Source organism: Streptomyces sp. WM6386, assembly GCF_000972385.1.
GTDB lineage: Bacteria > Actinomycetota > Actinomycetes > Streptomycetales > Streptomycetaceae > Streptomyces.
In genome coordinates this window covers 77,817-90,413 of the sequence record NZ_JXTE01000002.1, presented here as the reverse complement: position 1 = coordinate 90,413, position 12,597 = coordinate 77,817, and the positions used below count along the sequence as shown (strand labels likewise).

At 66.8% G+C, this 12,597-nt stretch carries 9 protein-coding genes, 1 pseudogene and 1 riboswitch; of the genes and pseudogenes, 7 read left to right on the top strand and 3 right to left on the bottom strand.

Annotated features, from left to right (window positions below; genetic code table 11):
- Nucleotides 1-27: 27 nt before the first annotated feature.
- A riboswitch (TPP riboswitch) is annotated at nt 28-217 on the top strand.
- The 4 genes and pseudogenes from thiC to TN53_RS01670 all read left to right on the top strand — a co-directional run.
- A complete protein-coding gene (gene thiC, locus TN53_RS01690) occupies nt 210-2,033 on the top strand; it encodes a phosphomethylpyrimidine synthase ThiC (RefSeq protein WP_046256470.1) in 1,824 nt (607 codons plus the stop codon). Its footprint overlaps the riboswitch before it by 8 nt.
- Before the next feature lie 147 nt (nt 2,034-2,180).
- On the top strand, nt 2,181-3,302 hold the full coding sequence (locus tag TN53_RS01685) for a pentapeptide repeat-containing protein (protein ID WP_046256591.1): 1,122 nt from the start codon (nt 2,181-2,183) through the stop codon (nt 3,300-3,302).
- A 91-nt stretch (nt 3,303-3,393) separates the two neighbouring features.
- Nucleotides 3,394-4,469 (top strand): IS630 family transposase gene (locus TN53_RS49445; RefSeq protein WP_420719076.1). Its coding sequence is split into 2 segments (ribosomal slippage): nt 3,394-3,880 and nt 3,880-4,469, totalling 1,077 coding nucleotides; the frame shifts between segments, so codons are not numbered across the junction.
- Between the two features lie 135 nt (nt 4,470-4,604).
- Nucleotides 4,605-4,736: pseudogene (locus TN53_RS01670) on the top strand (thiamine biosynthesis protein ThiC); the annotation flags it as partial.
- Nucleotides 4,737-4,856: 120 nt separating this feature from the next.
- Here the strand turns inward: TN53_RS01670 and TN53_RS01665 are convergent.
- The 3 genes from TN53_RS01665 to TN53_RS01655 all read right to left on the bottom strand — a co-directional run bounded on the left by TN53_RS01665 (nt 4,857) and on the right by TN53_RS01655 (nt 8,302).
- Nucleotides 4,857-5,723: a hypothetical protein gene (locus TN53_RS01665; RefSeq protein ID WP_046256468.1), complete on the bottom strand. Its 867-nt coding sequence runs from the start codon at nt 5,721-5,723 to the stop codon at nt 4,857-4,859.
- A gap of 194 nt (nt 5,724-5,917) precedes the next feature.
- Nucleotides 5,918-6,988: a metallophosphoesterase gene (locus TN53_RS01660; RefSeq protein WP_046256467.1), complete on the bottom strand. Its 1,071-nt coding sequence runs from the start codon at nt 6,986-6,988 to the stop codon at nt 5,918-5,920.
- Between the two features lie 201 nt (nt 6,989-7,189).
- The gene (locus tag TN53_RS01655) at nt 7,190-8,302 is read right to left on the bottom strand and encodes a LacI family DNA-binding transcriptional regulator (RefSeq protein ID WP_046256466.1); all 1,113 of its coding nucleotides are present in this window, start codon (nt 8,300-8,302) and stop codon (nt 7,190-7,192) included.
- Between the two features lie 401 nt (nt 8,303-8,703).
- On the opposite strand from TN53_RS01655, the gene hisC reads away from it, so the two are divergent.
- The 3 genes from hisC to cydB all read left to right on the top strand — a co-directional run bounded on the left by hisC (nt 8,704) and on the right by cydB (nt 12,559).
- A complete protein-coding gene (gene hisC, locus TN53_RS01650; protein WP_046256465.1) occupies nt 8,704-9,783 on the top strand; it encodes a histidinol-phosphate transaminase in 1,080 nt (359 codons plus the stop codon).
- Nucleotides 9,784-10,018: 235 nt separating this feature from the next.
- Entirely contained in the window at nt 10,019-11,533 is a 1,515-nt protein-coding gene (locus TN53_RS01645; protein WP_046256464.1) for a cytochrome ubiquinol oxidase subunit I, read from the top strand.
- Nucleotides 11,534-11,551: 18 nt separating this feature from the next.
- Nucleotides 11,552-12,559: a cytochrome d ubiquinol oxidase subunit II gene (cydB, locus tag TN53_RS01640; protein WP_046256463.1), complete on the top strand. Its 1,008-nt coding sequence runs from the start codon at nt 11,552-11,554 to the stop codon at nt 12,557-12,559.
- Nucleotides 12,560-12,597: the final 38 nt, after the last annotated feature.

The window sequence follows — 12,597 nt, the reverse complement described above, 5'->3', positions numbered from 1 at the left end:
CCCGAATTGACGCTAGCGTGGGGGCACCTTTGTACACGCGGGAGCTCGGAGCACCGGGCTGAGAGGGCGCTGACCTCCGTCCCAGCGATGTTTCACGTGGAACATCGTCACCAGCGAGTGACGTTCCACACGAAACGTCGGCAGACGGAAGCCGCTGCGTCGACCGCCGAACCTGTTACCGGGTAATGCCGGCGTAGGGAGTAGGTCTCATGACCATCAAGGACGCGCGCACGCCTGCCTTCAGCCAGGACGAACAGCCCATTCAGGGCGAACAGTCCGCGGAGGTCGGGAAGTCCATCGGCTGGCACAAGGCGTATGTCGAGGGCTCTCGCCCCGATCTGCGGGTGCCGGTCCGTCAGGTGCACCTCACCAACGGGCAGTCGGTCACGCTGTACGACACATCGGGTCCGTACACCGACCCCCTGGTCGATACCGACGTCCGTCGGGGGCTGGCCCCGCTCCGGGAGAACTGGATCATCGCCCGCGGTGACACCGAGGAGTACGCGGGCCGTCCTGCCCGTCCCGAGGATGACGGCATCAAGCACACCTCGCCGCGGGGCGGCAACCTCCGCAACCTCGACGCCGTCTTCCCCGGGCGGCCCCGGCTGCCGCGCCGTAGCCGCGACGGCGGAGCGGTCACGCAACTCGCCTACGCACGCCGCGGTGAGATCACGCCGGAGATGGAGTACGTGGCCCTGCGGGAGAACGTGTCCCCCGAGGTCGTCCGGGAGGAGATCGCGGCCGGCCGCGCGGTCCTCCCGGTCAACGTCAACCACCCGGAGATCGAGCCGATGATCATCGGCAAGAGGTTCCTGGTGAAGGTCAACGCCAACATCGGCAACTCCGCGGTGACGTCCTCCATCGAGGAGGAGGTCGAGAAGATGACCTGGGCGACCCGCTGGGGCGCCGACACGGTCATGGACCTGTCCACCGGCCGCAACATCCACACCACCCGCGAGTGGGTGCTGCGCAACTCCCCCGTCCCCATCGGCACGGTGCCGCTCTACCAGGCACTGGAGAAGGTGGACGGCAAGGCCGAGGAACTGACCTGGGAGATCTACAAGGACACGGTCATCGAGCAGGCCGAGCAGGGCGTGGACTACATGACGGTCCACGCGGGCGTCCGCCTGCCGTACGTACCGCTGACGGCCAACCGCAAGACGGGCATCGTCTCGCGCGGCGGCTCGATCATGGCGGCCTGGTGCCTCGCGCACCACAAGGAGTCGTTCCTCTACGAGAACTTCGAGGAACTCTGCGAGATTTTCGCCGCCTACGACGTCACGTACTCGCTCGGTGACGGCCTGCGGCCGGGCTCGATCGCGGACGCCAACGACGAGGCCCAGTTCGCGGAGTTGAGGACGCTCGGGGAACTCAACACGATCGCGAAGCGTTTCAACGTACAGACCATGATCGAGGGCCCGGGCCACGTCCCGATGCACAAGATCAAGGAGAACATCGACCTTCAGCAGGAGATCTGCGAGGAGGCTCCGTTCTATACGCTCGGTCCGTTGACCACGGACGTCGCCCCGGCGTACGACCACATCACCTCAGGCATCGGTGCCGCGATGATCGCGTGGTGGGGCACGGCGATGCTCTGCTACGTCACGCCCAAGGAGCACTTGGGCCTGCCCAATCGTGACGACGTGAAGACAGGCGTCATCACCTACAAGATCGCGGCCCATGCGGCGGACCTCGCCAAGGGACACCCTGGCGCACAGGAGTGGGACGACGCGCTGTCGGACGCCCGCTTCGAGTTCCGCTGGGAGGACCAGTTCAACCTCGCCCTCGACCCCGACACGGCCCGGGAGTTCCACGACGAGACACTCCCGGCCGAGCCGGCCAAGACGGCCCACTTCTGTTCCATGTGCGGGCCGAAGTTCTGCTCGATGAAGATTAGCCAAAGCATCACAAAGCAGTTCGGCGGTACGGCGGCTGCGGGGGCGACGGCTGAGGAGGTCGCTGAGGGGATGCTCCAGAAGTCGAAGGAGTTCGCGGCGAGCGGGAGTCGGGTGTACCTGCCGATCGCAGACTGAGCTCACCTGCCGGTGGTCCGTGCTCTCTGGTCGGTCTTACAGCTGGCCGACCAGAGAGCAGACCACCGGGCCTCCCCGACCTCAACTTCTGCTCTGAACTCCACTGTTCGGAGGCTGGAGGAAGCGGCAAGGGTCATGCTGCTCCGCATGAAGTCGAAGATGAAGCGGATCGCCTTCACCGTGGCCCTTGCCCTGGCAGCTACCGGGTACGTCCTCCTGCTGTGGCACGGCCCCTGGTGGGTCGATGGATCCCACCTCCGCAGCAGGGACCTTCAACCTGCTGATGGCGTCGTCATCACCGGGTTCCGCACCATGCTCGTTGCGCTCGGTGTGGGAGCGGTAGCGGCTGTCAGTCTTTACTACACGCATCGCAACCACGTCTTGGGCCTGCGTCAATACGAGCAAGTTCAGGAGCAGTTTGAGCATACGAGGGTCCGTGATCAAGAACAGTCTGAACTAATCCGTGAAGGCCAGGTCACGGAAAGGTACGTTGAGGCGATCAAGCTGCTGGCGTCCGAGAACCTCACGGAACGACTCGGCGGCATCTACGCGCTAGAACGAATCATGAGGGACTCCAAGAAAGATCACGCAACCGTCGTCGAAGTGCTGGCCGCCTTTGTCCGAGAGCGTGCCGCCGCTGGGAACGAGGAGGGCGCTGATGAGAAGGGCATCAAGCCTGACGAGGACGTACAGGCTGCGCTCACTGTCCTTGGGCGGCGACCGATCCATGGTGACGGCCCCTCATGTATCAACCTTCGTCACACAGATCTCCGTGGTGCGGACTTGAGCGATGCCAAGCTCGATCAGGTCGACCTGAGGGGCGCCCGCTTGCAGCGGGCTCACTTCGCTCGAGCCTCTCTGAGGGATGCGGTGTTCCAGGGCGCTGCACTTCACATGGCCGACTTCTCCTTCACACAGCTCAGTGGTGCGATCTTCTACCAGGCTGGTATGGAGGAAACCGCGCTATGGCAGGCGGACGCAAGGAATGCTGTCTTCTCTTACGCCAATATGGAGCGGGCTCGGCTGAGGGAATCCAACCTGCAGGGCGCTGCCTTCCTTCACACCCAAGTGCCGTCCGCTGAGTTTCACGACGCTGACCTTTCGAGTGCCATGCTCAAAGACGTGGATCTGTCCCGTTCTGAAGGCTTGCGGATCGAACAACTTTCCGTTGCGGTGCTGTCCGAGATCAAAGGCCTTCCTTCAGGTATCGGTTTCGATGAACTTGAGAAGGCCAAAGGGAGCTTCTCCTCAATTCGAGCTCGTAAGTAATTTCCCTGGGCGCGTAATAGGCGGCTGGGGAGCAACTGAGGTTTTCGCTTCGGGGTGACGTGGCCTCTGCGGGTGGGTGTAGTCCGGTGTCATGAGGTATCCCGATGGGGGTGGCCTGACCGCGGTGGAGCGGGCCCGGCGGGAGCGGGTGCGGTTCCAGGCCGCCGAGATGTTCGCTGTCGGTATGCGGCCGCCGCAGGTCGCACGGGCGTTACGGGTGTCGCGGAAGTCGGCCTATGCCTGGCATGCCGCCTGGAGGGAGGGCGGCAGGGACGCCCTGCGGTCCAAAGGACCCTCGGGGATGGCGTCCCGGATGCAGCCGGCCTGGCGGGCCTGGCTGGCTCGCGCGTTGGAGCAGGGGCCGGCTGCGCATGGCTGGGCGGAGGACCAGCGGTGGACGCTTGCCAGGGTCTCGGTGCTCATCGCCCGCCGTTTTCACGTGCGCTTCAGTCAGCCTCAACTGTCCAGGATCCTGCGGCAGATGGGTTTCTCGGTGCAGGTCCCGGTGCACCGGGCGGCCGAGCGTGACGAGGAGCAGGTGGCGACGTGGTGGCGGGAGACCTGGCCGCGCGTGGAAGGAAGGTGAGGGAGCAGGGTGCGTGGCTGGTCTTCGAGGACGAGTCGGGGCAGTCGCTTCGTCCGCCCAAGGCCCGTACCTGGTCCCGTATGGGTGTGCCGCCCGTGGTGCGCGTGTCAGGCAAAGGTTCGGGGAGGGTCTCGCTGGCAGGCCTGGTGTGCGCGAAACCCGGCGAGCGGACCCGGCTGATCTACCGGATGCTGGTCCACCACTCCGGCCGCCGCGGTGAGAAGAGCGGCTTTCGTGAGCGGGACTTCGCCGTGCTGCTGGATGCCACTCGCCAGCAACTGGGCGGGCACATCGTGTTGCTGTGGGACAACTCCACCCAGCACAAGGACACTCTGATGCGCGAGCTGCTGGCAGCCCGGAAGCCGTGGTTGACCGTCTTCCGTTTCCCGCCGTACTCGCCGGATCTGAACCCGGCCGAGGGCGTGTGGGCGAACCTGAAGAACGACCTGGGCAACCTCGCCGCCTGCACCGTCGACGCCCTCGCCGATCTGGCCCGCACCCGGTTGAAGCGGATCCAGTACCGACCCGATCTGCTCGACGGCTTCATCGCCGAGACTGGCCTCACACTGGCTCCGCCATGACGTCACCCCGAAGCGAAAACCTCAGAAGCCTCCTTATGTCACTCGGCAGTAGATGGCATGGGTATACCACCGTTTCCTGGCCACGAAGTGATCGACCTCCTAGAGCAGCGGGGGGCATCATGACTTGTGTTGTCGTCCATGAAGATCTCCCAGGACATCCGCCGCCGACACGGCGGGAACCAGGAAGAGATCGAGGAGGGCATGGCCCAGAAGTCGAAGGAGTTCGCGGCCGCGGGGAACCGGGTGTATCTGCCGCTCGCCGACTGAGCGGAGACCCGTCGGGGAAGGCGGGAGGCGCAGGTCGTCCGGGGTCCGTGAGGCGCCGGACAACCGGCTTGCGCGCCCCCGAAGGCGGGTTTCCCCGCGGTGAGGGGCGCAAGCCGGGGGTTACTCCGGCTGATGCTCCGGGCCGCCGAAGTCCGGGCTGCTGTAGTCCGGGCTCGTGAAGCTGGGCCGGGGTCCGGAGGAGCCGTCGTCCGGGCTGCTGAAGCCCGGACGGCCGTAGCCGAGGTTCGGCATACGGCTGGTCGGCGCGGGCGGTGCAGGGCGGTGCAGGGCGGCCGCGGTGCCGGGGTCGGCCAGCGCGTCCCGCAGGAAGGGCAGGACACCCCGCTCCAACAGGGCCTCGCGCCAGGCTTCCCTGGCCCGGGCCACTTCCCCGCTCAGCTCGCCGTACGGCCCGGTGTCCAGCGAGGGCCGGTTGCGCAGGGCGGTGAGCAGGAGGCCGACCGCGGCGACCAGGATCGCGAGCGCGGTCACCGCGCCGAACACCCAACCGGTGGTCAGCATGGTCTGGGCGAACGCCGGTTGGGGGTCCAGCATTTTCAGGATGTACCCCACCAGCAGGAAGATCGCCGCGGCGGTTCCGGCGAGGACGGGCGTCAGGACCGCGGCGACGGCGACGGCGCCCGCGCCGGCGGTCTCGGCGACCTCTCCCATGGTGGCGGCGAGCCCCACCGCGCCCGAGCCCGGCTCGGCAGAGCCGGTTTCACGGACGGACGACGGGGTGGACGGCGCCGGTTGGCGCAGTTCCTCGCGGACCTTCACGTAGTGCTGGTACTCGGTCGCCGCGGCCGCCGTGATGATCGCGGTGGCGTTGAGCGCCATGGTGCGCAGCTGTTCGGGATTGAGCCGCTGTCCCACAGCGGCCAGTTCTGGGCGGTGTGGGGCGGAGCGCAGCGCCTCATCGAGGATCCGCTCGTACTCCTGGCGGTCCTCGATCAGCAGGTGCTGCGGAACGCTGTTCATGTGCATCCCCCGATGCTCCGTAGGGCTTGGGGCTCGCATGACTGTGAGCCGTCGGGCAGAAACGGAGGGGAGCCTGCTACGGATAAGCCGATGGTAGAGCGGCGACGGCACACGGTGACAGGGGGTTTCCAGAAATTGGGCCCTGGCCTGCGTCGTTTCTTGCTCAGTCCGGCATGGGGGATCGTCTGCCCCGTGAACGTTCAGATATCCAGCGGCAGTTGCTGGACCAGCAGCTTTCCGGCCATGGTCACACCGCCGTCCATCGCGATGGCCAGCCCCTCGGCGTAGACGTGCGGTCCCTCGACCAGCGGACCCGACGAGTCCTCGCCGTCCTCCGAGCCGACCTCGCCCAGCAGGTAGGGGATCGGGCTGTGACCGTGAACGATCCGCGTGCCGCCGTACGTGTCGAGCAGGGACCGCACATGGTCGGCGCCGCCCTCGTCGCGGAAGGAGAAGCGCTTGGTGAACTTACGGAACAGATCCCACACCTCGTCCGCGTCGTTGCGCGTGATCGTCTCGCGGACGGTGTCGTTGACCGCCTCGATCGAGTCGCCGTAGTCGAGGTAGGCGGTGGTGTCCGAGTGGACGAGCAGGTGCCCGTCGACCTCCTCCATGGCGTCGAGGCGGGCCATCCACTGGAGGTGGTGGTCCTGGAGACGGTCCATGTCGGTCTTCTGCCCGCCGTTGAGCAGCCAGGCCGCCTGGAAGGTGGCGGTGCCCGCACCGGAGTTGACGGGAGTGTCGCCGAACCGCTTGGCGCCGAGCAGCAGCAGCTCGTGGTTGCCCATGAGGGCCTTGCAGTAGCCGCCGGCCGCGGCGGCCTCGGCGGACAGCCGCATCACGAGGTCGATGACGCCGATGCCGTCCGGGCCGCGGTCGGTGAAGTCGCCGAGGAACCACAGCCGGGCGGTGCCCGCGCACCAGTTGCCCGCGGCGTCGACGAGGCCCTTCTCCTGGAGGGCGGCCACCAGCTCGTCGAGATAGCCGTGGACGTCACCGACGACGAACAGCGCACCCGGCCCGACGACGGCCCGCGGGACCGCCGCGGGGTCGACGGCCACCTGAAGCGTGTCCCCTCGGTTGACGACCGGCAGGTTGCGCTCGGTGGGCGTGTACCCCTCCGGGTAGTCCGCCTCGTGCGCCGGTACGACGTCGCCGGGGTGCGCGCTGTGGCCGTACGGGCCGGTCTCGTGGACGTACGCGGGTACCCGGAAGTCGCGCAACGTCGCCGTCCGCTCCGCCTCGGGTCCCTGACCGGCCCCCTGAGTCATCAGACCCCTCCACCATCACGCCGCATCTGCACCGCTTCGGACTGCCTGGTCGCAGCGGCCCGCGGTGTCGTGGGCCCATCATAGGAATGCGGATCGCGCCATGTGATGACCCAGGGGTGGTGAATCGGAGCAAGACTCCTGTTCACCGCGGCTTTCGCCCCGATTGGGCAGGGCCTGTGCCGCCTGCTGACGGCCCTCGTCCTACTCCTCCTCGGGCGACCGGGGCGGACTGACGGTCGTCCGGGGAGGACGGCGCTCGGACGAGGTACGCACGATCAACTCCGTCGGTATCACCTGCTCGACCGGTTGGTCCGATTCGACCCCCTCGATGGCGTCGATGAGGAGCTGGACCACCGCCGTGCCGATACGCCTCGGCTTCAGCGAGAGCGTGGTGATGGGCGGTTCGGTGCTGGCGTACACGGTGGACTCGCTGCAGCAGACCAGAAGCAGGTCGTCCGGTACCCGCAGCCCGTAGCGGCGGGCGGCGGCGAGCAGGTCGGTGCCGTTCGGGTCGAACAGCCCGTAGACCGCGTCAGGACGGTCCGGCCGGGCCAGCAGCCGGTCGGCGGCGACGGCGCCCGCGCACGGATCGTGCGCGGGGTAGGACTCGTACACCGGATCCTGGCCGACCCGCTCGCACCAGCGCAGATACGCCGTGGTGGACAGATGGGTGTACGTGTCTGTCGACGTCCCCGTCAGCAGGCCGATGCGGCGGGCGCCGGCGTCGGCCAGGTGGTCGAGGATGCCGAGTACGGCGGCCTCGTGGTCGTTGTCGACCCACGCGGTGACCGGCAGCGAGCCGGCTGGGCGGCCGTCGGAGACGACCGGTAAACCCTGCCGGACGAGTTCGCTGACCACCGGGTCCTGGTCTGACGGGTCGATGACGACCGTCCCGTCCAGGGCGACGTTCGACCACACGTCGTGGCGCGAGGTCGCGGGGAGGATGACGAGCGCGTAGCCGCGGGCGAGCGCCGCCGAGGTGGCGGCCCGGGCCATCTCGGCGAAGTACGCGAACTCCGTGAAGGTGAAAGGTTCATCCCCGTACGTCGTCACGGTGAGGCCGATGAGGCCCGACTTTCCGGTACGGAGGGTTCGGGCGGCCGCCGACGGGCGATAACCCAGCCGGTCGGCGACCTCGCGGACATGGCGGCGGGTGGCGTCCGGGAGCCGCCCTTTGCCGTTGAGGGCGTCAGAGACGGTCGTGATGGAGACTCCGGCGGCGGCGGCAACGTCTCTGATGCCCGCACGGCCCGGCCGGCTGCCTCGACGTGAGGTTTCCGCGCGGCTCACCTGGTGCTTCCCTGCTGCTGTCATGGCGAGCCGATAGTAGGGCTCAGGCGGTGGGGTAGGGCGGGCGCATATGCACGCGTTGACAGGCACGTTTCTGCATGGTCATACCCCGTCAATATCCTGTGAATGAAAGGGAGTTGAACGATCCAATGGCACTACGTGACTTGTCGACGCGCATGGGCCTGCCAAGTCGCCGATGTTTCGAAGAGGTCTCAACTCACCTTCACGGGTGATGCGCGCCACGGCGCGAGCCACCGGCGCATAGATATATGTGAGAGCGCCCTGTGATTCGTCTGTCTTCGTACGGTGATGCCCCTGATGCCAGTGGGGCTGATGAGGTTTGCGTCCCACCTGTACGCAGCGGCGCCGAATCCTCATAAGGTAAGGAGTATTCGAAGCCGGTGGTGGTCACAAGGAGGACTGCGGTGAGCGAGACGAGCCCCAAGCTGCGCGCCGAGCTGGAAGGTATCCCCACCTACAAGCCGGGCAAGCCCGCAGCGGCCGGCGGCCCGGTCGCCTACAAGCTGTCCTCCAACGAGAACCCCTATCCGCCGCTGCCGGGTGTGATGGAGAGCGTCACGGCCGCGGCCTCGTCCTTCAACCGCTACCCGGACATGGCTTGCACAGGCCTGATGAACGAGCTGTCGGAGCGCTTCGGCGTCCCGCTCTCCCACCTGGCCACCGGCACCGGCTCGGTCGGTGTCGCCCAGCAGCTCATCCAGGCGACCTCGGGCCCGGGCGACGAGGTCATCTACGCCTGGCGGTCCTTCGAGGCGTACCCGATCATCGCGCAGATCAGCGGAGCGACCTCGGTGAAGGTCCCGCTGACGCCGGGCGATGTGCACGACCTGGACGCCATGGCCGACGCCGTCACCGACCGGACGCGCATCGTCTTCGTCTGCAACCCCAACAACCCGACCGGCACCGTGGTGAAGCGGGCCGAGCTGGAGCGCTTCCTCGACCGGGTGCCGAGCGATGTGCTCGTGGTGCTGGACGAGGCGTACCGGGAGTTCATTCGGGACGCCGAGGTGCCGGACGGCGTCGAGTTGTACCGCGACCGCCCGAACGTCTGCGTCCTGCGGACCTTCTCCAAGGCGTACGGTCTCGCCGGTCTCCGTGTCGGCTTCGCGATCGCCCACGAGCCGGTGGCGGCGGCGCTGCGCAAGACCGCGGTGCCCTTCGGCGTCAGCCAGCTCGCGCAGGACGCGGCGATCGCCTCGCTGCGCGCCGAGGACGAACTGCTGGGCAGGGTCGGCTCGTTGGTGTGTGAGCGCAACCGGGTGGTCGAGGGCTTGCGGGGGCAGGGCTGGACGGTGCCCGAGACCCAGGCCAACTTCGTGTGGCTGCGGCTGGGGGAGCGCACGGTCGACTTCGCCGCGGCGTGCGAGCGGCACGGTGTGGTGGTCCGGCCGTTCCCTGGTGAGGGCGTGCGGGTGACGGTCGGGGAGACCGAGGCGAACGACATCTTCCTGAAGGTGGCGGAAGGGTTCCGCAAGGAGCTCTGAAGCTCCGTGGGAGACCTGCCGCACGGCGGCCACTTCAACGAGATGTTGAAGTGGCCGCCGTGCGCGTTTACGTGACGCAGGAGACACGACCCCCCTGCCATTCGTCGAAAACCAGTACGTCATACTGGGCTTGTGAATGTGAACGCGTTCACAAGCGTGTCCCGGTTGCTCCAATGATGTGTGTGACATAAGGGGCAAACTGCCGTACCACGGCGACCTAAGGAGACCTGACGACGTGGACCTGGCTCTGGCGCCGGAGACACTGGCGCGCTGGCAGTTCGGCATCACTACCGTCTACCACTTCCTCTTCGTGCCCCTGACGATCTCGTTGGCCGCCCTCACGGCCGGACTGCAGACCGCCTGGGTGCGCACGGAGAAGGAGAAGTACCTCAGGGCGACGAAGTTCTGGGGCAAGCTGTTCCTGATCAACATCGCGATGGGTGTGGTCACCGGCATCGTGCAGGAGTTCCAGTTCGGCATGAACTGGTCCGACTACTCGCGTTTCGTCGGTGACGTCTTCGGTGCCCCGCTCGCCTTCGAGGCCCTGATCGCCTTCTTCTTCGAGTCGACGTTCATCGGTCTGTGGATCTTCGGCTGGGACAAGCTGCCCAAGAAGATCCACCTGGCCTGCATCTGGATGGTCTCGGTCGGCACGATCCTGTCGGCGTACTTCATCCTTGCGGCCAACTCGTGGATGCAGCACCCGGTCGGCTACCGGATCAACGAGGCGAAGGGCAGGGCCGAACTCACCGACTTCTGGCTGGTCCTCACCCAGAACACCGCGCTCGCCCAGGCCTTCCACACCCTCTCGGCGGCGTTCCTTACCGGTGGCGCCTTCATGGTCGGCATCTCCGCCTTCCACCTGCTGCGCAAGAAGCACATCAGCGACATGAAGACCTCGCTGCGGCTCGGCCTGGTCACCGTCGTCATCGGCGGCATGCTCACCGCGATCAGCGGCGACACCCTCGGCAAGATCATGTACGAGCAGCAGCCGATGAAGATGGCCGCCGCCGAGGCGCTGTGGGACGGCGAGAAGCCGGCCCCCTTCTCGATCTTCGCCATCGGCGACGTCGACAAGGGCCACAACAAGGTCGCCATAGAGATCCCGGGACTGCTCTCCTTCCTGGCCAAGGACGATTTCACCTCGTACGTCCCGGGCATCAACGACGTCAACAAGGCCGAGCAGGAGAAGTACGGACCCGGCGACTACCGGCCCAACATCCCCGTCGCCTACTGGGGCTTCCGCTGGATGATCGGCTTCGGCATGACGTCCTTCGCGATCGGTCTGCTCGGACTGTGGCTGACCCGCAAGAAGTTCCTGCTGCCGCAGGCCTTGAGGGTCGCAGACGACGAGGTGCCGCATCTCGTACTGCTGCCCAGGGCCAAGAAGGCCCTCGGTCCGAAGCTGACCAAGTGGTACTGGCGCGTCGCCGTTCTCACCATGGGCTTCCCACTGATCGCCAACTCCTGGGGCTGGATCTTCACCGAGATGGGCCGTCAGCCGTGGGTCGTCTACGGCGTCCTGCAGACCCGCGACGCGGTCTCACCCGGTGTCTCCCAGGGCGAGGTTCTCACCTCGATGATCGTCTTCACCTCGCTGTACGCCATCCTTGCCGTCGTCGAGGTCAAGCTGCTCGCGAAGTACATCAAGGCCGGCCCGCCCGAGCTCACCGAGGCCGACCGCAACCCGCCCACGAAGATCGGCGGCGACACACGTGACGCCGACAAGCCGATGGCTTTCTCGTACTAGGCCGAGGGGGATCGAGTCATGGAACTTCACGACGTCTGGTTCGTGCTCATCGCCGTCCTGTGGACCGGCTACTTCTTCCTGGAGGGCTTCGACTTCGGGGTCGGCGTCCTCACCAAGCTGCTGGCCCGGAACCGGCCCGAGAAGCGGGTGCTGATCAACACCATCGGGCCCGTGTGGGACGGCAACGAGGTCTGGCTGCTCTCGGCGGGCGGCGCGACCTTCGCCGCCTTCCCCGAGTGGTACGCCACGCTCTTCTCGGGCTTCTACCTGCCCCTGCTGCTCATCCTGGTCTGCCTCATCGTCCGCGGTGTCGCCTTCGAGTACCGGGTCAAGCGTCCCGAGGAGAACTGGCAGCGCAACTGGGAGACCGCGATCTTCTGGACCTCGCTGCTCCCGGCGTTCCTGTGGGGCGTCGCCTTCGGCAACATCGTGCACGGCGTGAAGATTGACAAGAACTTCGAGTATGTCGGCACCGTCTGGGACCTGCTCAACCCGTACGCGCTCCTCGGCGGGGTGGTGACGCTGACGCTGTTCACCTTCCACGGGGCGGTGTTCACGGCGCTCAAGACGGTCGGCGAGATCCGGGAGCGGGCGCGAAAGCTGGCGCTTCAGGTCGGGCTCGTGACGGCCGTGGCGGCGCTCGTCTTTCTGCTGTGGACGCAGGTCGAGAGCGGCGACGGCAAAAGCCTGGTCGCCATGGTCGTGGCGGTGGCCGCCCTGCTCGCCGCCCTGGTGGCCAACCAAGCCGGGCGCGAGGGCTGGTCGTTCGCGTTCTCCGGCGTCACCATCGCGGCCGCCGTGGCGATGCTCTTCCTGACGCTGTTCCCGAACGTCATGCCGTCCTCGCTCAACGAGGACTGGAGCCTCACGGTCACCAACGCCTCATCCAGCCCGTACACCCTGAAGATCATGACCTGGTGCGCGGTGATCGCCACGCCGGTCGTGATGGTCTACCAGGGCTGGACCTATTGGGTGTTCCGCAAGCGGATCGGTACGCAGCACATCGCGGCGGACGTCGCGCACTGAGTCCGAGCCGGGGGCCCGGGTCGGGGCATGTTTCACGT